24 protein-coding genes are annotated in these 22,299 nt (G+C 60.9%); 10 read left to right on the top strand and 14 right to left on the bottom strand.

Features of this window, described 5'->3' with window-relative positions; translation table 11 throughout:
* Nucleotides 1–107 precede the first annotated feature (107 nt).
* The 3 genes from WA367_RS02140 to WA367_RS02130 form a co-directional block, all read right to left on the bottom strand.
* Nucleotides 108–1,625 carry a tripartite tricarboxylate transporter permease gene (locus WA367_RS02140; RefSeq protein ID WP_336055157.1) on the bottom strand — a complete coding sequence of 506 codons (1,518 nt, stop codon included), beginning with the start codon at nt 1,623–1,625 and terminating at the stop codon, nt 108–110.
* A 13-nt stretch (nt 1,626–1,638) separates the two neighbouring features.
* A complete protein-coding gene (locus tag WA367_RS02135; RefSeq protein WP_336055156.1) occupies nt 1,639–2,070 on the bottom strand; it encodes a tripartite tricarboxylate transporter TctB family protein in 432 nt (143 codons plus the stop codon).
* An 80-nt stretch (nt 2,071–2,150) separates the two neighbouring features.
* The gene (locus WA367_RS02130; RefSeq protein ID WP_336055155.1) at nt 2,151–3,137 is read right to left on the bottom strand and encodes a Bug family tripartite tricarboxylate transporter substrate binding protein; all 987 of its coding nucleotides are present in this window, start codon (nt 3,135–3,137) and stop codon (nt 2,151–2,153) included.
* A 105-nt stretch (nt 3,138–3,242) separates the two neighbouring features.
* Here WA367_RS02130 and WA367_RS02125 point away from each other — a divergent pair, with 105 nt between their 5' ends.
* Genes WA367_RS02125 through WA367_RS02115 form a run of 3 tightly spaced genes read left to right on the top strand, consistent with a single transcriptional unit; the run spans nt 3,243 to nt 6,373 of the window.
* Nucleotides 3,243–3,914 carry a response regulator transcription factor gene (locus tag WA367_RS02125; RefSeq protein ID WP_336055154.1) on the top strand — a complete coding sequence of 224 codons (672 nt, stop codon included), beginning with the start codon at nt 3,243–3,245 and terminating at the stop codon, nt 3,912–3,914.
* A complete protein-coding gene (locus tag WA367_RS02120) occupies nt 3,915–5,300 on the top strand; it encodes a sensor histidine kinase (protein WP_336055153.1) in 1,386 nt (461 codons plus the stop codon).
* On the top strand, nt 5,297–6,373 hold the full coding sequence (locus WA367_RS02115; protein ID WP_336055152.1) for an ABC transporter substrate-binding protein: 1,077 nt from the start codon (nt 5,297–5,299) through the stop codon (nt 6,371–6,373). Before WA367_RS02120 ends, WA367_RS02115 begins: the two co-directional genes overlap by 4 nt.
* 3 nt (nt 6,374–6,376) lie before the next feature.
* Here WA367_RS02115 and WA367_RS02110 read toward each other — a convergent pair whose 3' ends face one another.
* Complete coding sequence (locus WA367_RS02110) at nt 6,377–8,431, bottom strand: M3 family metallopeptidase (protein ID WP_336055151.1); 2,055 nt, start codon at nt 8,429–8,431, stop codon at nt 6,377–6,379.
* 136 nt (nt 8,432–8,567) lie between these two features.
* Between WA367_RS02110 and WA367_RS02105 the strand changes: the two genes are divergently transcribed.
* On the top strand, nt 8,568–9,038 hold the full coding sequence (locus WA367_RS02105) for a MarR family winged helix-turn-helix transcriptional regulator (RefSeq protein ID WP_336055150.1): 471 nt from the start codon (nt 8,568–8,570) through the stop codon (nt 9,036–9,038).
* A gap of 85 nt (nt 9,039–9,123) precedes the next feature.
* Entirely contained in the window at nt 9,124–10,338 is a 1,215-nt protein-coding gene (locus WA367_RS02100) for a multidrug effflux MFS transporter (protein ID WP_336055502.1), read from the top strand.
* 4 nt (nt 10,339–10,342) lie between these two features.
* Here WA367_RS02100 and WA367_RS02095 read toward each other — a convergent pair whose 3' ends face one another.
* The 3 genes from WA367_RS02095 to WA367_RS02085 are packed head-to-tail and all read right to left on the bottom strand — an operon-like array spanning nt 10,343 to nt 12,146.
* Nucleotides 10,343–10,984 carry a carbonic anhydrase gene (locus WA367_RS02095; RefSeq protein WP_336055149.1) on the bottom strand — a complete coding sequence of 214 codons (642 nt, stop codon included), beginning with the start codon at nt 10,982–10,984 and terminating at the stop codon, nt 10,343–10,345.
* 41 nt (nt 10,985–11,025) lie between these two features.
* Nucleotides 11,026–11,889: a pyridoxal kinase PdxY gene (gene pdxY, locus WA367_RS02090; protein WP_336055148.1), complete on the bottom strand. Its 864-nt coding sequence runs from the start codon at nt 11,887–11,889 to the stop codon at nt 11,026–11,028.
* Nucleotides 11,886–12,146 carry a hypothetical protein gene (locus tag WA367_RS02085; protein ID WP_336055147.1) on the bottom strand — a complete coding sequence of 87 codons (261 nt, stop codon included), beginning with the start codon at nt 12,144–12,146 and terminating at the stop codon, nt 11,886–11,888. The genes pdxY and WA367_RS02085 overlap by 4 nt, the downstream gene beginning before the upstream one ends.
* A gap of 103 nt (nt 12,147–12,249) precedes the next feature.
* Here WA367_RS02085 and WA367_RS02080 point away from each other — a divergent pair, with 103 nt between their 5' ends.
* The 5 genes from WA367_RS02080 to ppa all read left to right on the top strand — a co-directional run bounded on the left by WA367_RS02080 (nt 12,250) and on the right by ppa (nt 15,624).
* A complete protein-coding gene (locus WA367_RS02080) occupies nt 12,250–12,861 on the top strand; it encodes a LemA family protein (RefSeq protein ID WP_336055501.1) in 612 nt (203 codons plus the stop codon).
* Between the two features lie 22 nt (nt 12,862–12,883).
* Nucleotides 12,884–13,729 carry a TPM domain-containing protein gene (locus WA367_RS02075; protein WP_336055146.1) on the top strand — a complete coding sequence of 282 codons (846 nt, stop codon included), beginning with the start codon at nt 12,884–12,886 and terminating at the stop codon, nt 13,727–13,729.
* Nucleotides 13,729–14,370, top strand: coding sequence for a TPM domain-containing protein (locus WA367_RS02070; RefSeq protein ID WP_336055145.1), 642 nt, complete (start codon nt 13,729–13,731; stop codon nt 14,368–14,370). Before WA367_RS02075 ends, WA367_RS02070 begins: the two co-directional genes overlap by 1 nt.
* Before the next feature lie 71 nt (nt 14,371–14,441).
* Nucleotides 14,442–14,948, top strand: a complete 507-nt coding sequence (locus WA367_RS02065; protein ID WP_336055144.1) for a GNAT family N-acetyltransferase — start codon at nt 14,442–14,444, stop codon at nt 14,946–14,948.
* 142 nt (nt 14,949–15,090) lie between these two features.
* Nucleotides 15,091–15,624: an inorganic diphosphatase gene (gene ppa / locus WA367_RS02060; RefSeq protein WP_036485519.1), complete on the top strand. Its 534-nt coding sequence runs from the start codon at nt 15,091–15,093 to the stop codon at nt 15,622–15,624.
* A gap of 62 nt (nt 15,625–15,686) precedes the next feature.
* On the opposite strand, the gene WA367_RS02055 is transcribed toward ppa, so the two are convergent.
* The 7 genes from WA367_RS02055 to proB all read right to left on the bottom strand — a co-directional run bounded on the left by WA367_RS02055 (nt 15,687) and on the right by proB (nt 22,290).
* A complete protein-coding gene (locus tag WA367_RS02055; RefSeq protein ID WP_336055143.1) occupies nt 15,687–16,289 on the bottom strand; it encodes a hypothetical protein in 603 nt (200 codons plus the stop codon).
* A gap of 88 nt (nt 16,290–16,377) precedes the next feature.
* Entirely contained in the window at nt 16,378–16,857 is a 480-nt protein-coding gene (rlmH, locus tag WA367_RS02050; protein ID WP_336055142.1) for a 23S rRNA (pseudouridine(1915)-N(3))-methyltransferase RlmH, read from the bottom strand.
* Nucleotides 16,858–17,085: 228 nt separating this feature from the next.
* Nucleotides 17,086–17,460 (bottom strand): ribosome silencing factor, encoded by a 375-nt coding sequence (gene rsfS / locus WA367_RS02045; RefSeq protein ID WP_336055141.1) that lies wholly within the window; start codon nt 17,458–17,460, stop codon nt 17,086–17,088.
* Between the two features lie 277 nt (nt 17,461–17,737).
* Complete coding sequence (locus WA367_RS02040; protein WP_336055140.1) at nt 17,738–19,060, bottom strand: MFS transporter; 1,323 nt, start codon at nt 19,058–19,060, stop codon at nt 17,738–17,740.
* 153 nt (nt 19,061–19,213) lie between these two features.
* A complete protein-coding gene (locus WA367_RS02035; RefSeq protein ID WP_336055500.1) occupies nt 19,214–19,804 on the bottom strand; it encodes a nicotinate-nucleotide adenylyltransferase in 591 nt (196 codons plus the stop codon).
* Nucleotides 19,805–19,842: 38 nt separating this feature from the next.
* Nucleotides 19,843–21,132: a glutamate-5-semialdehyde dehydrogenase gene (locus WA367_RS02030; protein WP_336055139.1), complete on the bottom strand. Its 1,290-nt coding sequence runs from the start codon at nt 21,130–21,132 to the stop codon at nt 19,843–19,845.
* Between the two features lie 3 nt (nt 21,133–21,135).
* Complete coding sequence (proB, locus tag WA367_RS02025; protein WP_336055138.1) at nt 21,136–22,290, bottom strand: glutamate 5-kinase; 1,155 nt, start codon at nt 22,288–22,290, stop codon at nt 21,136–21,138.
* Nucleotides 22,291–22,299 lie beyond the last annotated feature (9 nt).

Genomic DNA, 22,299 nt, shown 5'->3' with positions numbered 1-22,299 from the left:
CGCACTCTGAGGGCAGACTGTTTCAGGAAGTTGATGCTGCCATGACAGCTATCTGACAAGGATATGTCGCCCGCACCGGTATGGCGCGGGCGACAGGACGCGGTTTGTTATGGTGCGACGGTCGCGTCTTTCTTCGGGCGGAAGAAACGGCCCACCACCAGCGGGGCAATGAAGCCCAGAATGGCCAGACACCAGATGCCGATCGCCATGGGCGAACCCCACAGGATGGAATAGTCGCCATCCGATATGGTCAGCGCACGGCGCATGTTCTTTTCCATCTCGTTGCCGAGCAGGATGCCAAGTATGACCGGCACCAGCGGCACGTCGAGCTTGCGCAGGAGATAGCCCGCGACACCGAAGATGATCATCACCATCAGGTCGAAGGTCGAGCCGGACAGGCCGTAAATGCCCACGAAGGAGATCATCGCCACGGCCGGCATCAGATATTTCGTCGGCACCTGCAGCACGCGCACGAACAGACCCACCATCGGCACATTGAGCAGAAGCAGCATGATGTTGCCGATGAAGAGAGCTGCGATCAGGCCCCAGACCACATCCGGCTGCTGCGTGAAGAGCAACGGTCCCGGGGTGATGTTGAGCGCCATGAGCATGGCAAGCAGAACCGCGGTCGTGCCTGAACCCGGAACACCAAGTGCAAGCATCGGCACCAGCGCTCCGCCGGCAGCAGCATTGTTGCCGGCTTCCGGAGCTGCAACACCGCGCGGATCACCCGTGCCGAATGTGCCTTCCTTGTCGGCCATGCGCTTTTCGATCGTGTAGGACACGAATGAGCCGAGCGAAGCGCCCGCTCCCGGCAGGACGCCGGCGATGAAGCCCACCACCGTGGAACGCGCCATGGTGCCGCTCGTCTTCTTCAGCATGGAAAGCGGTGCGGTGATGCGGTTGAGCTTCGTATCCGATGCTTTCGGTGCCGTTCCATTGGCATGCTCGAGGAATAGGAAAACCTCGGAGATCGCAAACAGGCCGACAATCGCGATCAGGAAGTGGATGCCTTCATAGAGATGGATTTCACCGAAGGTCAGACGCGGCACGCCCGTCTGGTGGTCCACCCCGATCATGGCCACGCCAAGACCGAGCGCAGCTGCCATGACCGCCTTCGCCTGATTGCGTGCAGCAATGCCGCCAAGCGTGGCAAAGGCGAGCGTGAAGAGGGCGAAATATTCAGCCGGGCCGAAAAGCAGGGCAACCTTGACCAGCTGAGGCGCAAGGAAGACCAGGCCCCAGGTGGCAAAGAACGCACCAACAAAGGAGGCAATGCCTGACAGGGCGAGCGCTTCACCGGCCCTGCCCTGCTTGGTCATCGGATAACCGTCGAGGGTGGTCATGAGCGCAGGCTCGTCGCCGGGGATATTCAAGAGGATCGACGATATGCGTCCGCCATACATGGCGCCGTAATAGACCGAGGTCAAAAGGATCAATGCAGGCGTTGCGGGCAGTCCCAGCGTGAAGGCCAGCGGAATGAGAATGGCCACGCCATTGGATGGCCCAAGGCCCGGCAGCGCGCCGATGATCGTGCCAAGAAAGCAGCCGACAAGCGCGAGCCCGAGATTTTGCCAGGTGAGTGCGACGGCAAAGCCGTCCGCAAGACTGGAGAAAACGTCCATGATTCAGGTCTCCTCAAAAGCCCATCGGGCCGAGCGCGAGTGAAAGGCCGAGGATCGTGCGGAAAATCACGAAGATGCTGACGGCGATCACCACGCCTGCAATGCTGGCGGCAAGCGGACTGGCGCCCAGACGCCAGCTCAGGATACCGGCTGCAAATGTGGTGGAAATCGTGAAGCCGACATGCGGCAGGGCATAGGTGTAGAGAACCATGACCAGAACGGCGAGCACGATCTCGCCAACCCGACCGAAGGCAGGCCAAAGCGGCTCAGGATCCGGGCGGAAGAGCACATAGAGGGAGCCAAGGGCGAGTGCGACCCCGATCACGATCGGGAAAACCTTCGGGCCCATCGGGTCCGAGATGAAGCCGACGCGGATCTGCGTGGCAAAAAGGATGTAGAGCAGCGCAAGGACGAGGCACGTCCCGCCAAGAACGCGATCGCTCATGGTTTACCTCCCGGTATGGTGTGAGTTGCCGGCCGCGCATCGGGGGCGATGCGCGACCGACGGCCCCTTTTCGGGTGCTGTTATTGCAGGATGCCGATTTCGCGGCTGAGCTCTTCGGTGTCCGCGATCTGCTTGGCAACGAAGGACTCGAATTCATCGCCGAACTTGGCCAGCGGCATCAGGCCATTGTTCTTCATGACCTCTTTCCACTCGTCGCTTTCATAGGTCGTCTTGATGGTGTTGACCCAGAAGTCATAGGCTTCGTCGCTCATCTCGCCGGGAGCGTAGAAACCACGCCAGTTGGCACCCGTGGCATTGATGCCCTGCTCGACGGCGGTCGGGAAATCCTTGAACTCCTCACCCGGCAGGCGCTCGTCGGCCAGGACTGCAAGAACCTTCAGATCACCGGAATCGACGAAACCCTTGGTCTCGGAAATATCGCCTGAGAATGCCTGCACATGGCCGCCCAGAAGCTGGGTCACGGCCTCGCCGCCGCCTTCGAAGGCGACATATTTGACGGAGCGGACATCATCGATCCCGGACTCTTTTGCGGCGATGAGAACCTTCAGATGGTCCCAGCCACCCACGGCAGAACCGCCGGCGAAAGAAACCGACTTCGGATCGTTCTTCACCTTCTCGAACAGTTCCGGCAGCGTGTTGATTTCCGAGTCCTTGGCAACGGCGATCACGCCGTAGTCTGCACCGATGGAACCCACCCAACGCACCTGGTCCTTGCTGGCGCCCGGAAATGCACCCTGTGCAAGACGCGTGCTGGTGGCCGAGGAAGCCGCGACGATGAGATTGTTGTCGTCATTGCGCTTGGAGGTAACCTCCGCATAGGCAACGCCACCGCCGCCACCGGCGAGATTGGTCACCTGCATGGGTGACGAAATGAGCTTGAGGTCATAAAGCGTCTTGCCGACCTGGCGGCAGGTAAAGTCCCAGCCGCCGCCGGCATTGGCCGGTGCAATGCACTCGGTCTGCTTCGGCTCGAACGCAATGGCCTGACCAGCGAATGCCAGCGCAGCGAAAAGGGTTGCAGCACCTGCTGCAGCGAGTTTCTTCATGGATAAACCTCCCATATTCCTGCCGCACGCTTTTCGTGCGAAGGTTCGCGAACGATAAGGCGGCAAGCTGTCATCAAGCTGTCAGATTCGGGAGGGCAACAATTCGTGCGCATATTGGTGGTCGAGGATACGGAGGACGTGGCGGACGCGATCCTCGCGCATTTTCAGCGCCAGGGTCATGTCTGCGAACATGCGACAACGCGTGAGGACGCGGAGCATTTTCTGGGCCTTGATCCCTTCGACCTGGTCATTCTCGACCTGAACCTGCCCGATGGCTCCGGCCTTGATCTCCTCAAGCAGCTGCGTGCGGCGAAGAACATGGTCCCCGTGCTGGTCCTCACCGCGCGCATGCATGTCGATGACAAGATCGACGCACTCGATTTCGGTGCGGACGACTATCTTGTGAAGCCATTTGACCTGCGCGAACTTGAGGCCAGAGCGCGTGCGGTCAGCCGCCGCCAGCACGGGGTGGCCGATGCAGTGACAGAGATCGGAAACCTGCGCTGCAATCTCTCCGCGCGTACCGTGGATCTGGATGCGCGCGAGGTCGAGTTGACCCGACGCGAATTTGTTCTTCTGGAAGCCTTCATCTCCAATCTCGGGCGCGTTCTCGACAAGGACGATCTCTATTCAAGGCTCTACGGCCTTACCGGAGAGGCTGGGCTGAACGCCGTGGAGGTGTATGTCGCGCGCCTTCGCAAGAAGCTGGAAGGAGCTGACCTGGAGATCAAGACATTGCGCGGCCTCGGCTATCAGGCGATCAAGCGCGGGACCTGAATGGTGAGCCTGCAATCATCCGCCCCGTTTTCGCAGAAGACCCAATCCATTGCCTTCCGACTTGGTCTGGCAATGCTGATTATTCTTGTTGTTGCGGTGATCGCCACGATCCTTGCCGCAAGCCGTTTCGGTCAGGCAGCCAGTGATGAAACCTTCGACCGACTGCTGCGCGGCGCGGCTCTCCAGATTGCCGAGCGCGTCTATGTCAGCGAGGGTGAAGTCGGCGTCGACCTTCCCGTATCCGCTTTCGAACTCCTTTCGCTGGCGCGGGAGGACCGGGTGTTCTACCGCGTGATCGGTCCCGAAGGTCGCAACCTGACCGGCTATGAGGATCTGCCCCTGCCTGATGAGCGCAAGGCCGGAGAGCCCACCATCTATGCCACGAGCTTCAAGGGCGTACCGGTGCGCGCGGTCTTGATGTCCCGGCAGCTTGCGGAGCGCTCCATGAGAGGCAAGGTGGACATCATCGTGGCGCAAACCACCGCCGAACGCGGCGCGCTTGCACGCAGCATCACCACGCAGGCAGCCCTTATAATCGCGGTAGCCGCGGTTGTTCTCTTCTTCATCTCCATGTTTGTGCTGCAAATTGCGCTTCGACCGCTGACACGGGTGGAGAAGGCGATTCTCGCGCGCGAGGCCAATGACCTCTCCCCGCTTGATGTTGCCGCGCCTCGGGAAGTTGCCGTGCTCGTTTCGGCGATCAACCGTTTCATGGGCCGGCTCGACCAGCGCATCGAGGCGATGCAGAACTTCGTGGCTGACGCAGCCCATCAGATCCGCACGCCCATAACTGCACTGCGTGCCCAGGCGCAGCTTGCGCTGGGTGAGAAGGACCCGCAGCGCCTCGAGCGCCTTCACCGCCGCCTCTACGCGCGAAGTGTCGGGCTTGGCCGCCTCGCCGACCAGCTTCTCAGCCACGCACTGATTTCCCACCGGGCAGATGTTGCTACCTTGGAAGCGATCGATCTGCGCCGCGTGGCCGTCGAGGCGGAACGCGAGATCCGCGCAATTGCCAACCAGCCCATCGCGGTATCCCTCCCCGACGACGAGGTGATGGTGAAGGGCGATGCGGTCAGCCTGCGTGAAGCCGTGAAGAACCTGCTGTCAAATGCGGTCAAACATGGTGCCCATCCGATCGGCGTCACTGTCACGACGGAAGCGGAAGATCGCGCCGTGATACTGGTACGCGATGCTGGCAGGGGTATGGCCGAGAGCCAGCGTGCCCGCATCGGACAGCGCTTCATTGGCGATGGAATAAGCCCTGAAAGCGCGGGGCTTGGTCTTTCCATCACCGCCTCGGTCGCGCAGATGCATCAGGCACGCATTCTATGCAGAAACGGGAACGGCTTCGAGATAGGTCTGGAAATGCCAAGGGTGGAACATTGAAGCGACTGGCCCCCCTGATAGCGATGGCGCTTGCAGCAAGCATCAGCGAGGCGCGACAGTTCGATCTGCCACCCGCCGATGGCGGACAGGTTGTCGAAGAACTGGTTATCGAAAGCACCACGGATCTGGCGGTCTTCCGCCCCATGGTGGAAGCGTTTCAGCTGCGCAATCCCGGTCTTGCGGTGACCTATCACGAGCTGACCTCCAACGAGATCGCGGCACGACAGGAAGAGGCCTGCATGTCAGGCGAGTTTCTCGCCGATGTCGTCATTTCCTCCGCGGTCGACCAGCAGCTCAAGCTGGTGAATGACGGCTGCGCAAAGCCCTTGCTGTTGGCGGAGGCCGAACGGCTGCCGGATTGGGCGCGCTGGCGCAACGAACTGTTCGGCTTCACCTTCGAGCCAGCGGTCATGGTCTATAACCGCGCATGGTTTCGCGAACAGGGCGCACCACAAAGCCGCTTCGAACTGATCGATCTGCTGCGCTCCAGCACCTACTACACCGGGCGTATCGGCACCTACGACATAGCAAGTTCCGGCCTTGGCTATTTCTTCGCCTTTCAGGACGCGCTGCAGGCCGGGACCTGGGGTCGTGTGGTGGAAAGTCTGGGCCGCAACAATGCGAAACTCTACTGCTGCACCTTCGAGATTCTGGAGCGGGTGGCCGATGGGCGGCTTCTCATCGGCTATAACGTGCTTGGCTCCTACGCACTCGACTATATCGAGGAGGACGACCGGATCGGCATTGTCCTGCCACGCGATTACACGCTGGTGATGGCCCGCGCGGCCTTTGTGCCGCGCCAGGCGCGCTCCCCGCTGGCGGCGTCCCGCTTCATCGACTTCATGCTTTCATCCCAGGGCCGCGACATCCTCTCCAATGACATGCGGCTGCTTTCGCCCATCGATGGTGCGGAACGGCTGGAGCGGCTGACAGGGCAGAAGGCGGATGATCTGGAAACCTTCCGCCCGATATCCATGACCCCGGCGCTCCTTGTCGGCCTGGACGAGGCGAAGCGAGAGATTTTCATGCGCCAGTGGCGTGCGGCACTGCCCGGCCCGACCTCCAGGCGCTAGGCTTCAGGTCAGGCCGCGTTTCTTCATCATCGGTTCCGGTGTCGGCATGCGCCCGCGAAAGGCCATATAGAGCTCTTCCGGGTCACGCGTGCCGCCCGCGGAATAGATATGCTCCAGAAGCTTGGTCGCCGTTTCCGCGTGGAACGGATCGCCCGCCTCCTCGAATGCGGCGAATGCGTCCGCATCGAGAACTTCCGACCACATATAGGAATAGTAGCCAGCCGAATATCCGTCCCCTGCAAAGAGATGCAGGAAATGCGGGGTTGCATGACGCATGGGAATTGCCTCCGGCGCTTCCAGACGCGCAAGCTCGGAAGACTGGAATGCAAGCGGATCTTCTACCGCTTCCGCACGTGCATGAAATGCCATGTCCATCAGTGCCGATGAGGCGAATTCCACGGTCGCGAAACCAGCATCGAAGGTCTGTGCCGCGCGCATCTTCTCCAGAAGGTCGAGCGGCATGGGCTCAGCCGTCTCGACGTGACGGGCATGCTTCTTCAGCACTTCCGGCACGGTGAACCAGTGTTCGTAAAGCTGCGAGGGCAGTTCCACGAAATCGCGCGAGACGGAAGTGCCCGAAACGGACGGCCAGCGCGCTTCGGACAACAGCCCGTGAAGAGCATGGCCGAATTCGTGGAAGAGCGTGCGCGCATCGTCAGGCGACAGCAGCGCGGGCTTGCCCTTCGGCGGCTTGGCGAAATTCATGACATTGTAGATGATCGGCTTCTGTCCTTCGCCCAGCCCGTGCGAGGACTGAAGCGCACTCATCCATGCACCCGACCGCTTGGAGGGCCGGTTGAAATAGTCGGCCAGGAACAGACCCCGCTCGCTGCCGTCACCATTGAGGACCCGGAAGACCCGCACATCCTCATGCCAGGCGGCAATATCCTTCATCTCCTCGAAACGCAGGCCGAACAGGCGACCTGCCACATCGAAGGCGGCTGCAATGACGTTCTCAAGCGCCAGATATGGCTCCAGGGCACCCTCATCGAAGTCGAAACGGCGCGCGCGAAGCTTCTCGGCATAGTAGCGCCAGTCCCAGGGTGCGATGGCGTGATTGGCGCCCTCTTCGGCAGCGATCTCTTCAAGTGCCTTCTGGTCTTCGGCAGCCTTCTCGCGCGCCTTGTGCCAGACAGGCTCCAGAAGCTCCATCACGCGTTCAGGCGTCTTGGCCATGGTGTCGTCGAGCTTGAGAGCGGCATAGTTTTCATAGCCCAGAAGCTTTGCCTTTTCGGCGCGCAGCTGGAGCATGCGGCGCACGATCTCGCCATTATGGCGCTCACCTTCATTTGCGCCCCGGCCGGTGAAACCCTTCAGTACCTTTTCGCGCAGGTCTCGTCTGTCCGAGAAGGACAGAAACGGCTCGGCGATCGAACGCGACAGGGTGACGGCGAAGCGCCCCGTCTGCCCGCGGCTTTCGGCAGCCTCGGCCATGGCGCTCTTCAGCGATTGCGGCAGGCCGACAAGATCGCCCTCATCGAGGAAGAGCGCCCATTCGCTTTCATCGCCCAGCACATTCTGGCCGAATTGAGCGCCAAGACCGGCAAGCTCTTCGTTGATGGCCGCGAGACGCTTCTTGTCGTCTGCACCAAGCTTTGCGCCACCGCGCACGAAGCCTTTCCAGCTTTTTTCCAGCACGCGCAGCGTTTCGCCATCAAGTCCCAGCGTTTCGCGCTTCTCGTAGAGCGTGTTGATGCGCGCAAAAAGCTTCTCATTCATCGCGATCGCGGAGAAATGAGCGGCCATTTTCGGCGAGATCTCGCGCTCCAGCTTCTGGATCACGTCATTGGTGTGCGCACCGGCCTTGCACCAGAAGATGGAGGCAACGCGGTCGAGTGCCTCGCCGGAAAGCTCAAGCGCTTGAAGCGTGTTCCCAATGTCCGGGGCGTCAGGATTGTTTGCAATGGCCTCGATTTCGCGCCTGTGGTCGTCCAGTGCCGCCTTGAAAGTCGCAGCGAACGCTTCATCTTCGATCTGCGTGAAGTCCGGCAGACCATGAGGGCCGGTCCAGCAGGTCAATGCATTGTCTTCGGCTGCGGAGAAAGCGGTATCGCTCATGGAGATGCTCCTTGATATCTTGCCCCGAGCTTTATCCGCTCGCACCGGGCTGGCACAACATGAAGTTTTTGCAAAGCCACGCCTTGCCGCACCCTTCCCCTGCCCTATAACCTTATATTATAAGCATAACTTAGTAATGGCACCTTACGATGTAGCGCTCATGAAAGCTCCTCCCTTCGATCCGCAGAATTTCAGTTTCCTCATCCACGATATTGCACGGCTTCAGCGCCGGGAATTTGATCGAAAATTTGCAGACGGTGACATCTCCGTAACTCCTGGTGAAGCGCGCGCTCTGGTTCATGCGGCACGTGCGGGTGAGGTGCGGCAGGTGGTTCTTGCGGAAGCGCTGGGGCTGGAGGCGATGACGCTCAGCGCCTATCTCGATCGGCTTGAAAAGCAGGGGCTGATCGAGCGTATTCCTGATCCGACAGACCGCCGCGCCAAGCTCGTGCGGCTGACGGACGAAGCCTATGACGTTCTTCGAACGATCGCCGAGAAAGGTGCGGAAGTGCGTGAAATGGCGCGCGACAAGATCAATGACCGCGATTGGGAGAAGCTGATGAAACTTCTCCGCCAGATCCGGAGCAATCTCCACCCAGATGAATGACATGACGCCTGACCGCACGGTCAAGCCCGTCGATGGTGAGGCAGCAGACAGCGGCCTTGAGATAAGTTCGGCCACCGCCCCCGTCATGAGCGAGAGGCGCGTGGGCATGCTGGGCGCAATGCTCGTGGCAATCGGGCCGGTGTCGATGGCGCTTTACACGCCCGCAATGCCGGAGATCGTGCAGGCTTTCGGGACCACCGCTTCTGCCGTGAAGCTTACGCTGACTGCCTATTTTGCAGGCTTTGCCTTTTCCCAGCTTTTCTGTGGGCCGCTGTCTGATGGCTTCGGCCGCAAGCCGGTCACGCTCGCCTTTATCGGCATCTATGTCGTGGCAAGCCTCATCGCCCTGCTGGCACCGGGGATCGAGTGGCTGATCTTTGCACGCTTCATCCAGGGCGTTGGTGCGGCTGTGGGCGTAGCCGTGTCACGCGCCGTGGTGCGTGATCTTTTCACCCACGAGCAGTCTGCCCGCATCATGAACCTGATGGGCATCATTCTCGCGGTCGGTCCAGCGCTGGCGCCCACCATTGGCGGGCTGACAATGGAGTTCTTTGGCTGGCATGCGATCTTTCTGGTCATGCTGCTCGCGGGCCTGGCGATAATCACGACCATCCAGTTCGCGCTGCGCGAGACCGTTATTCGCGACCCCTCGCGCATCTCGCCCAAGGCGCTCCTGAACTCCTATCGCACCTTGCTTACGAGCCGCTATTTCATGAGCTCGGCGCTGGTCATTGCAGGCTCGACCGGTGTGCTCTACACGCTTGCCACCGTCCTGCCTTTCATCCTGATGGATCGGGTGGGGCTGACGCCATCGCAATTCGGCCTCGGCATGCTGATGCAGTCCGGCTTCTTTTTTTCCGGTTCCCTCACCGTGCGGTATCTGATGCGAAGACTGGGCGCCTACCGGCTCGTACCGATCGGCCTCACCTGCATTGCGACAGGCAGCATCGCCATGCTGATTGTCCTGAACCTTTTTGAGCCCAGCTTCCTGCGTGTGATGGTGCCGGTGTCGTTTTATGCCTTCGGCATTGCCTTCGTGATGCCGGCCATGATGACCGCATCCCTTGCGCCGTTCCCGCGCATTGCGGGATCGGCTTCGGCAGTGGCCGGCTTCATGCAGATGGGCGGAGGGCTTTTGGGGGGAACCATGTCGGCAATGATCGGCGACGCCGTCTTCGCCATGAGCGTCATCATTCCCACCATGGGAGCCACGGCCATCATGTCGTGGCTCATCTGGCGCCGTCTGCCGGAACCGGCGATGGCTTCTGCCGTCCGCTCGATCCCGGATACAAGCGCCTGAAATATTAGACGGCGGGACGTTCGAAGTCGCCGCTTTCCGGATCCATGACCCACAATTCGCCCTTGGAGATGTCGAACCATGCGCCGTGGAGGGACACTTCGCCCTTGTCCTCGCGCTCCTTGATGATCGGGAAGCTGCGCAGATTTTCCACCTGATTGCGCACAGATACGCGCTCCATCGCCGTCTGGCGTTCCGCAGCAGTCAGAAGGTCAGCATTCGAAATGGCTTCGGCTGCCGGTGCAACCAGCGACATCCATTTGCCGATGAAGTCACCCGGGGACAACGGCTCGGACAGGCCTCCCAACGCGGCGCTGATCCCGCCACAGCGACCGTGGCCCATGACAACAATATGCTTCACCTTGAGAGCCTGCACCGCAAACTCCAGAGCGGCAGACGTACCGTGGAACTCGCTGTCCGGCGCGTAGGGCGGGACGAGATTGGCCACATTGCGCACGACGAAAAGCTCGCCCGGACCGGCATCGAAAATCGTTTCCGGTGCTGCGCGGGAGTCACAGCAGGCGATGACCATCGTCTGCGGCTTCTGCCCCTCGCGGGCAAGACGCTCATAGCGCTCGCTCTCGCCGGGATAGCGGCCGGACATGAAGTTGCGGTAACCGGAAAGGAGGCGTTCTGGTAGATGTGTCATGGCGGTTTCCGATAATTATTTTTGGTAGCCAAGGCAAGGGTTCAGGCGGGTGCGGGTGAAAGTTCACGCAGGCTGACAAGCGCTGTCGGAGCACATAGGATTCTCGCATCCGTTTCCAACATGAGTTCGTCAGCACCGCGAGCCGCCGCATTGGCAAACATCTCGTAGACCGCCGCCGTCGTCTCCTTCAGAGCCTCCCTTGGAGGCAATCCGTTGAGAAGCCGCGAAAGGAACAGGCTGGCGGTCAGGTCACCCGTACCCTTAACCGGATGATCGATGCGGCGGTGCTCTGCAAGCAGCGTTTCATCCCTCGAGAGATAGAGATTGGCGATGTTCTCCGGTGCATCGGCATTCGCCGAAGTAACGAGCACACGCTGCGGACCGAGTGTGCGTGCAGCCTCGATTACGGTCTCGGTGTCACCCATGGCGCGCCCTGAAAACCATGAAAGTTCGAACCGGTTTGGTGTCGCAAGATCGGCGGTGGGCAGGAGAATATCCCGCACGGCAGCCGCCGTTTCGGGGAGCACGTAGAGGCCGCCATCATCACCAATCACGGGATCGCACAGATAGAGTGCATCGGGATTGGCAGCCTTGACCTTGGCGACGAGCCCGGCAACGGCGACTGCCTGGGCAGGCGAGCCGAAATAACCGGTTATGACCGCATCGATCTCGCCGAGCCACGGCGCGGTTCCCAACTCCTCGAGAAAACGGGAGAAAGCCTCGTCATCGGGGCGAATGGGCGTGGAGCGGCCATGACCGGGATGCCAGGGCAGCATGATGGTAGGAACCGACCATACGGGATGTCCCAGATATTCGAGGACGAAGACCACAGAACGATTACCCACCGACCCACGCGCGACATGGCTGGAAATGGCAAGCACCGTCTTGTTCTTCTGCGCGTTCATGCGGGCGTTCCCATCAGCTGGTTGATAAGCCACAGCACTGCAAACACAAGCGCGATCAGCGCGAGAATGCGGCCAATGCGACGACCCCAGAGCTCGACCGGATCGCCTTTCGGTGCATCGGCTGCACTGAAATGGTCCTGCACACGCCCGCTGAAACGGTTGATCGCATTTTGCGGGTCGCTTTCCCGTCCAACGCGATCCAGGATCTGACGCGCCTCGCGTTGGCGCTCATCCTCTTCGAATTGCCCCTTCCCCATGCTTCACGTATCTCCGAACACGAGCGCATTTCCTTATAAGCGCAATAGCACTAATCTTCGCGCCGGTCGAACCGGCTGTAGAGGGGAAAAGATGATCCAGGCCATGTCCATGCGTGCATCCGTCATGCGCGCCATTCTCATGCTCATGCTGGCGATGCCGCTGCTTTCCGCCTGCGGGTTCAACACCATTCCCACACGCGAGGAACAGGCAAAGGCGGCCTGGAGCGAGGTTTTGAACCAGTATCAGCGCCGCGCCGACCTCATCCCCAACCTGGTCGAGACCGTGAAGGGCTATGCCGCGCATGAGCGCGAAGTGCTGGAAGGCGTCGTCGAGGCGCGCGCCAAGGCGACGCAGATCCAGGTGGATGCGAGCCTTCTGGAAAACCCGGAAGCCTTCAAGACCTTCATGGAAAGCCAGTCACAGCTTTCCGGAGCGCTTTCCCGCCTGCTGGCCATCGCGGAGAATTATCCGGACCTGAAGGCAAGCCAGAACTTCCTGGCGCTGCAGGCGCAACTGGAAGGCACCGAGAACCGCATCGCCGTCGCCAGACGCGATTACATCGAGGCCGTGCGACTCTACAACACCTCGCTGAAGACGCTTCCCAGCATGCTTTGGGCGAAGTTCTGGTTCACCGACGCCGAACCGCTGCCTACCTTTACAATCGCAGAGGAGAACCAGTCTGCGCCGACCGTTGACTTTGGCAGCGGCGGCTAGGCTGAAAACCGGGGCGCAGGTGATGCTGACCGTTTCCACGCAGCTGAGCATGGGCTGGAAGCAATATCTGCGCCTGCTCACGCTGGCGCTGGCGGTTCTTTGCGTCACCGGCATTGCGGGATTTGCGCAGGATTTGCCCGCACTGACGGGCCGCGTGGTGGACAATGCCGGTCTGCTGGACGCTGCAACCGAGACACGGCTGACTGCACGGCTTCAGGCCTTCGAGCAACGCGCCAGCGACCAGATTGTCGTCGCCACCATTCCCTCGCTCGATGGCGGCGCGATCGAGCCTTTTGCTAACCGGCTCTTCAGAAGCTGGGAACTTGGGCATACCGGCGAGGACAATGGCGTTCTGCTGCTCGTCGTCCCCGATGATCGCAAGATGCGTATCGAGGTCGGCTATGGCCTGGAAGGCACGCTCACCGATCTGCATTCCAAACTCATCATCGAAAACACGATGGTGCCCGCCTTCCGCCGCGGTGCTTTCGCCGAGGGCATCGAGAAGGCCGTGGATGACATCATCATGGTGCTGGAAGGCAATGGCGCCGAGCTGGAAGCGCGCGCGAAGCGTGTGGCTGAAGAACAATCAGAGCCGGTCTGGCCACTCGTCCTCTTCATCGCCGTCTGGGCCACTCTCTTCTTCGGCGGCATGGGCCTGGCGCTTCTCGCGCCGATATTTGGCCGGAAGATCGGACCCGGTCGCTACCAGTGGCTGGGCATGGAGATCGACACCAATCCCAAACCGCAACGCCGCAGGGGCGCAGGGTCGCGCGGCGGGTTTGCCGGCGGCGGCGGTTGGTCGAGTGGAGGTGGTTTTTCCGGCGGTGGCGGATCATCCGGCGGCGGTGGAGCTTCGGGGAGCTGGTAATGACGGCGACAAGATATCTCACCGCAGCCGAGCACGAAGCCGTACGCAAGGCGATTGAGGATGCGGAACGACGCACCAGCGGCGAAATCCATTGCGTTCTTGCCCAACGCAGCGACAGCTATCTTCTGCCGGCAGCGTTCTTCCTGACCATCGCGATCATCGGCTTGAGCCTTGTCGCCGCGATCGCGTTACACCTCTATTGGTTGAGCCTGCCGCTTTACCAGTTTGTCCTTGCCCAGATGACTGCGGTGCTGACAGGTTTCGGCGTGCTTCTCGCCTGGCCGCGCATTCGAATCCACTTCGTGCCGCGCAGCCTTCGCTACCGCCGAGCGCATGAGAATGCGCGCCGTCAATTCGTCGGACGCAATATCCATCTCACCCGCCAGCGCACCGGGGTGCTGATCTTCCTGTCCATGGAAGAGCATTACGCCGAGGTACTTGCCGATAGCGGCATCGCCTCGAAGGTGCCGCAGGAACGATGGAATGAAGCGGTGGACAGGCTTGTCGGACAAGCCTCGCAGGGGCACATGGCGCAGGCCTTCTCCGCGGCGATCGCACTGGTTGGAGAAGAACTCGCCCTTCATTTTCCGCCCGAGCCGGATGATCCCAATGAGCTGTCCGATCACCTCGCGGAAATCTGATCTGCATTGATCGGCAGTTTCATCCACCCCGCTTGCCATCGGCGCCGCGACGCAGCTATGGTTAACAAATCATGAAGACACTGACGATCGACATCAGACGGGCAGGCGTGGAAGATGCAGACGCGATAGCATCGGTCCATGATCGTGCGTGGCGTGGTGCCTATGCCGGAATCATTCCGCACAAGGCTCTGAACGCCATGATCGGGCGCCGCGGCCCGACATGGTGGACCAATGCCATCAAGCGCTCGGCAACGGTGCTGGTGATGGAGATCGGCGGCGAGATCGCGGGCTATGCCACACTTGGCCGCAACCGCGCGCGTGAGCTGAAGCAGGACGGCGAGATCTACGAGCTTTATCTCGCGCCGGAATATCAGGGCATCGGCCTTGGGCGCCGCCTGTTCAATGCCGCCCGCGAGATGCTGGCCGCCCACGGTTTTGACGGCCTGGTGGTCTGGGCACTCGAGGAGAATGAAGGCGCGCGGTCCTTCTACGAAGGCGCAGGCGGGCGTGATTTCGCCGAAGGCGTGGAGGTCTTCGACTCCAAGGCGCTGCGCAAGATCGCCTATGTCTGGGAATAGGCTGTCCGCCTGAGCGGCCTTCCTTCGGAAAAACCCGCATCCTTCCCTTCAAAATTGCGCAATTGCGCCCTTCTGCGCATTGCCTGACGCTGCGAGAACCGCTAACCCTCCCGCGCAAGGTCAACCAGCATGGAAGAGTGCGATGCGTATCGAAGCCATCTCCATTGGCGACAATCCTCCCGAAGACGTGAATGTGATCGTTGAAGTGCCCGTTGGCGGGCAGCCGATCAAATACGAGATGGACAAGGAAGCCGGAACGCTGGTCGTGGACCGCTTCCTCTATACTCCCATGACCTATCCGGGCAATTACGGCTTCGTGCCGCACACGCTTTCGGATGACGGCGACCCGATCGATGTCCTCATCTGCAACACGCGCCAGCTCATGCCCGGCTGCGTGATCAATGTGCGCCCGATCGGCGTTCTGGTGATGGAAGACAATTCCGGTCAGGACGAGAAGATCATCGCGGTCCCCTCGCCGCATCTCACGCGCCGCTACGAGGACGTGAAGAACTATTCGGACCTGCCGGACATCACGCTCAAGCAGATCCAGCACTTCTTCGAGCATTACAAGGATCTGGAACCCGGCAAGTGGGTGAAGATCGGCGACTGGATGGATTCCTCCGCCGCACGCCGCCTTATCACCGAGGCGATCGATCGCGCGAAGGCCAAGGCCTGATAGCAGGCACTCTGCCAAGAAAGTTTTGAAAAGCCGGCCCCAGCGCCGGCTTTTTTATGAGGTCACTGGTCGCCAAAGCCTGTCATGGGCGGCACTGGAATGTCCCCGAATTCCACGACCGGCTGGTCCGCGCCACATGCGAAATCGAAGACCTGATTGTCGGCAATCCGCCGCGCGGCATCATTGGCGTTTTCATTGCCCGTCGCCGCCACATAGCCGACCGCGCAGCCTTCCCGTGCGTCCGGCTGGCCGACTTTTTCAACGACCAGCACCTCCATTTCCTCATCGAGATCGGACACGACAGTCCAGCGATGGATCGTGGCAAGCGGGATGGTTTTCCCGCCATAGGACATCAGACGCCACTCGATCTTGTTGCCGACGCTGTTGAAGGGCGTGAAGCTTTCCCAGACCGGCTGGTTCTCGCCCTGCGGAGGGATGCCGTAGAACACGGATTCGCGGGCGTCGGAATAGGAGAGGAAGACGGGATAGCCCTTATAGCCCTCGCACAGAAGCTGGCTCCAGTCGCCTTCGCCGTCGGGAGCCTGATCATAAACCACGCAGTTCTGCTCGGCATCAAGGTCCGTGTAGACGCTGGAAAATTCTTGCGCGCTCGAAGTGCTGCTGAACGCGGCCGTTGCAAGCAGCCCTGCCAGAATGCGTCTCATCTCACACCTCCATCATGGGCCCGCACAGGTGCCGGCGATCTGTCGGAAGCCATGATAGCAGCGCAGGACTGCCGCACAATGACGGCGTTCAGTCGCGGTGATAGGGATGGCCGGACAGAATGGTGACCGCGCGATAAAGCTGCTCGGCAAGCATGACGCGCACGAGCTGATGTGGCCAGGTCGCCTTGCCAAAGGAGATCACGCGCTCCGCGCGCGCCTTCATTTCGGGGTCATGTCCGTCGGGGCCGCCGATGGCCAGTGTGAGCTGTTTCTCACCACGATCACGCAGATCGGCAAGAAGCTGCGCGAATTCGCGCGAGGAGAGATTGCGCCCACCTTCATCTAGCAGGATGAGCGGAGCAGCACCTGCCTGCTCGACAAGCTTGCGGCCTTCCTCGCGCTTGCGTTCTTCTGGACTGCGCGCACGGCTTTCGACGGTCTCCGCCACGCCGCCACCTTCAAGACCGACAGCGCCCCCGGATTTGCGGAACCGCTCAAGATAGCGGTCGGCAAGCTCCTTTTCGGGCCCCGCTTTCATTCGGCCGACGGCATGGATGGATACGCGCATGGATGCCTCTGCAATTCGTGTTGCAGGCAATAGCGTCTAACGGCGTTGGATGCAAAAAGGGTCTACCCCACCGCTCTGATGCGGCAGTTGCACCATGAAGAAATCCGAGCGCTCCCGCAGCCGGCGCTTTTCGCTTCCGGCCGCAGAGACAGCCCGTTTTCCTGCCGCCGAAAACGCGGCACGGACATGGCGCAGTAGAACGCGAACCGAAAAGCCCGCGAACTGTCTCTAGTGCAGCGTCTCGTCTTCCATGTCGGGAGCCGACCACATCTTTTCGATGTTGTAGAACTCACGAACTTCGGGACGGAAGACATGGACGATGATGTCGCCCGAATCGATCAACACCCAGTCGGCGCCCGAAAGGCCCTCGACGCGTGCGGTGCCGAGCCCGGCTTCCTTCAGCGCCTTGATGAGGTGATCCGCGACCGCCGCAACGTGACGATGCGAGCGACCGGAGGCTACGACCATGTAGTCTGCCAGCGCGGACTTGCCCTGAATGTCAATGGAAACAATCTCTTCCGCCTTTGAGTCTTCGAGACTTGCAAGGGCGATTTCAACGGCGCGAGAAGCGGAATTACCGCTGGCCTCTGCCGGCGAAGGCATGGAATTGGCCTTCTTTTCAAGTGCTGTTCTCAGTGTCTTTCCTTTCCAACAAGAACAACGTTTCGCAGCCGTTCACCGGTGCGATGCGTCAGCATGAACCAAAACAGTTCGTTTCGAAAGCAAAAACGGTCATCCCCACCGTTCAGTTGCCGGCTATGCATTCACATTTTCCGGCATTTTCCTGGGTAGCGTTACCGTTCCGGTCACTGCTCAGGTTCTGCCTCTTTAAGATAGGCAGTCCACCTTGTCAGTTTCAAGACAGGCCGCTGTCGAAAACTCATCGGCTTTCGGCAGCAGCCCGAAACTCTTCCTCGTCCCCCACCTCATACTCATAGGCGAGTTCTGCAGGCAGCGGCGCCTGGGCAGGAAGCGGAGCAAAGTCCACCGTCTCATCAGCCGGTGTCGCTTCGGCGATACGGATGCGCCAGATGATGAAGGCGACCAGAAGCAGCGCGACGAAGATCGCGACATACATGAAGGCCTGTGTTCCCACCACCGCGGTCAGCACAGTCGTTCCTCCGGGAATGATGAAGCCGGACAGCGACCATGCAAACAGTAGCGTGGAAGACACCGAGACAAGGTCCTTTTTCTGCGCGCGATCCCCCGCATGAGCGCTTGAAAGCGAGAAGATGGTTTCGGTCGCACCGCTCCAGATCATGTAGACGGCAAGAAGCAGCATGATGCTGCCGCCATCGGCTCGCGCCGCCAGGAGACCGCCAAGGAAGACAAGCGCGCCTGCGGCAACCATCATGTAGCGTCGGTCCATCCGGTCCGAGAGCCAACCGAATGGCACCTGGATCAGGATGGTGCCGAGGGGCATGGCGAACATCAGAAGAGCGATTTCCGACTGTGTCAGGCCCGTTGCCGCCGCATGGATGGGTGCAAAGCCGGCCACCATGACCGAAAGCCCGCCCACGGCCAGCATGCCTGCCACACCAACGGGTGACACCTGCCAGGCAAGATTGAGCGCGATGGACGCGGTTTCGGGCGGAGGTGGCGGGCGCAGGCGCGTGAGACCTACCGGAATGATGGAGATGGCGGCGAATACGACACCGATGACAGGCGCGGTATTGCCGGAAATGTCGATATAGCTGATGCCATAGGAGCCGACACCAAGCGCAACCACATAGGTGACGTAGAAGATCGCCAGAACGCGGCCGCGAATGTCGTTTTCCAGCACATCGTTGAGCCAGCTTTGAGCCACGATGAAGAGCCCGTTCATCGCGAAGCCGTAGAGCATGCGCGCAACAAGCCACAGATACGGGTTCGTTTCCATGCCAATAACGGCGTTGGAAAGAATAATGATAGCGGTCAGTGTCATGAACACGCGGGCATGTCCGACACGGCGCACCAGATGCCCGGTCATGAAACACGCTGCCATGCCGCCTGCGGCGAGCGCGGTGAGGATGGAACCGGCCCAGGTAGGGCTGAAGCCTTCTGCAGACAAGCGCAAGGGAATGAAGGCAAACATCAGCCCGTTGGCAATCGCCAGAACGCCCAATGACAGGATAATGGATGTTACAGCGATGGCCGGTGTCGGCAGCGCGTCACCGCCATATTCGCCTTCCATGGGCTGAAATGTCTGTGCCTGATCGTTCATGCTGAACCCTTTTTCGATCAACAGATGGGCCGGGCTCGGTTCAGGTCAAATAAGAACTCGCAGTTGCGTGTCCAGGCCGCATCTGGCGCAGGCTAAAAACCACGCATCGAGTCATTGTGATGACGGGACAGGCAAGTCCGCAGATTTTTCTTCTCAACCCTTCGCGGCCTGCCGTCGCAGCATGGTCGAGGACAAGGGCGAGCGCGGACCATGAATGAAGGTCCATGCGGGTGGATTTGACCGCGCAAGCAGCGGCGCGTCCTCCTCGTCGATCCGCGCGTGATCGAAGGTTTTTGCCACCTTGGAAGAGAGGAAGGAGAGCGTCGCCCCCGGCCTGTCGAATACCGCAATTGGGATTGAACGCATGATCTCCTGCCAGCGCTCCCATTTGTGGAAGTCGCGCAGACTGTCCGCGCCCATGATCCAGACGAAGTTGACGCCGGGATTGCGCGCCTGCACCAGCGCCACGGTATCGGCGGTGTAGCGCACCCGATGAGCGGCTTCGAAGGCAGTCACCTTCATGCGCGGGTCTTCCGCCGCCACTTCCGAAAGCGCGATGCGCTCTTCTAGGGGCGCCAGGATACTGTGATCCTTCAGCGGATTGCCGGGCGTGACCATCCACCAGAGTTGGTTGAGGCGCAGCCGCCGCATGGCCGTCTCGGCCACCAGAGCATGGCCCGCATGGGGAGGATTGAATGATCCGCCAAAAAGACCGACCGCCATGCCCCTTTCCACATGGGGCATGCGCAGATAATGCCCGGGAACATTGCCCTGTTGCACCGTCATGAGGGACGGGTCTGCCCGTTGCCGCGCACGCGATATTTGAACGAAGTGAGCTGTTCCACACCGACCGGCCCGCGCGCATGCATCTTGCCGGTGGCGATCCCGATCTCCGCTCCCATCCCGAACTCGCCGCCATCGGCAAACTGGGTCGAGGCATTGTGGAGCAGGATGGCAGAATCGATCTCGTTGAAGAACCGCTCCACCGCGCGCTCATTCTCCGCCACGATGGCTTCGGTGTGATGAGAGGAATAGGTCTCGATATGCTCGATGGCACCACCGACACCATCCACCAGCCGCACCGAGATGATCGCGTCGAGATATTCGGTCCGCCAGTCTTCTTCGCTCGCAGCCTCTGCAGCCGGGTAGAGCTTCCGCACTTCGCTTTCGGCACGGATGGCACAGCCGGCCTCGGCTAAGGCCTCCAGAACCGGCACCAGATGCGTCCCGGCTGCCGCGCGATCGACAAGAAGTGTCTCGGCGGCACCGCAAATGCCGGTACGCCTCATCTTCGCATTGACGGCGATCTCGCGCGCCATGTCGAGACTGGCCGACCCGTCGATATAGAGATGGCAGATGCCTTCCAGATGCGCAAAAACCGGCACGCGCGCATCGCGCTGCACCCGCTCCACAAGACTGCGGCCACCACGCGGCACGATGACATCCACATTGCCCTGCAGCCCCGAAAGCATCTCGCCGACCGCAGCCCGGTCCGTCACCGGCACGCGCTGGATCGCATCGGCGGGAAGCCCGGCCGCTTCAAGCCCTTCCACGAGACAGGCATGAATGGCTGAGGAGGATTCCACAGAATCCGACCCGCCGCGAAGGATGACGGCATTGCCTGCTTTCAGGCAAAGCGCTCCGGCATCCGCTGTGACATTGGGGCGGCTTTCATAGATGACGCCGATGACACCCAGGGGCGTGCGAACGCGCTCGATTTGCAGGCCGTTGGGCCGTTCCCATTCTGCGATGACGCTTCCAACCGGATCATCGAGCGCGGCAATCGAACGGATGCCCGCGGCAATTCCTGCAATACGCTTTTCGTCCAGCATGAGCCGGTCCATGAGTGCCGCGGAAAGACCGTTGGCGCGGCCGCGCTCGAGATCCCTTTCATTGGCGGCAAGAATTTCGGGGACCCGCGCCTCGAGCGCCTCCGCCATGGCAAGAAGGGCCTTGTTCTTCTGATCACTCGAGGCGATGGCCAGCGGTCGTGCAGCAGCGCGGGCGCGCGTACCCATATCTGACATGATCTGCACGACATCCACGGTCGCGGCCTCTTTCACCTTCAGCATCGTCTAGCTCTCCACCATTCCTGCCGCGCCGCGCACCAGCGAGGCCGCAAGCACCAGGTCATCGCGATGGATCATGGCGCCGCGGCTTTCATAGCCAATGGCCTCGGAAATCTCCGCCGTCTTCAGGCCCGCGATCTTTACGGCATCCGCCGCGTCATAGGCAACCAGACCGCGAGCGCATTCGCGCCCATCAGGCCCCACCACCGCAACCGTGTCGCCGCGCGAAAAAGCCCCTGCCACGGAAGTCACGCCGGCCGGCAACAGGCTCTTGCCTGCCCCTAGTGCCCGCATGGCGCCCTCATCGACAGTAATGACGCCCGCCGGCTCAAGATGTCCTGCAATCCAGGTCTTGTAGGCGCGCACCGGGGTCTTGCTTGGCGCAAACAGGCTGCAATTCTCACCCTGCTCGATGGCCCGCAAGGGATTGAGCTTCAGGCCGGAAGCGATGATCATCGCGGTTCCGGCGCCGGTCGCAATCCTTCCGGCATCAAGCTTGGTGCGCATTCCACCCCGGGAAAGCTCAGAGGCTGCCTCGCCCGCCATCGCCTCGATTGCCGGGGTGATCTCCTCAACATACGGGATCAGCCGCGCATCGGGGTCACGCGCGGGAGGCGCGGTGTAGAGCCCATCGATATCTGAAAGAAGAACGAGCAGGTCGCCACCCATCATGGTCGCCATGCGCGCGGCCAGCCGGTCATTGTCGCCATAGCGGATTTCCGTGGTGGCCACCGTGTCATTCTCATTGATGATCGGCACCGCCTTCATCTTGAGAAGCGTGGAGATGGTCGCGCGAACATTGAGATATCGCCGGCGCTCTTCGGTATCGCCCAACGTGACCAGCACTTGACCGGAAATGAGCTCGTGGCGCGAGAGCGCTTCGGCCCAGGCGCTGGAGAGCGCAATCTGTCCGGCAGAGGCAGCAGCCTGGGCTTCCTCAAGCTTCAGCTTGCGCGAGCCAAGGCCAAGCACGGTCCGCCCAAGTGCAATGGCACCTGAAGAAACCACGAGAACTTCTACGCCTGCACGGGAGAGCCAGGCGATATCATCGACAAGAGCAGTCAGCCATTCGCGCCGAAGCCCGCTCTTGCGGTCGACCAGAAGTGCCGAACCAACCTTTACCGTGACCCGGCGATATTGCGTGAGGGAGCGCCTGTCCATCGCGTCAGC

Source organism: Nitratireductor sp. CH_MIT9313-5 (genome assembly GCF_037029545.1).
Classification (GTDB): domain Bacteria; phylum Pseudomonadota; class Alphaproteobacteria; order Rhizobiales; family Rhizobiaceae; genus Chelativorans.
This window is presented reverse-complemented; position numbering and strand designations above follow the sequence as displayed.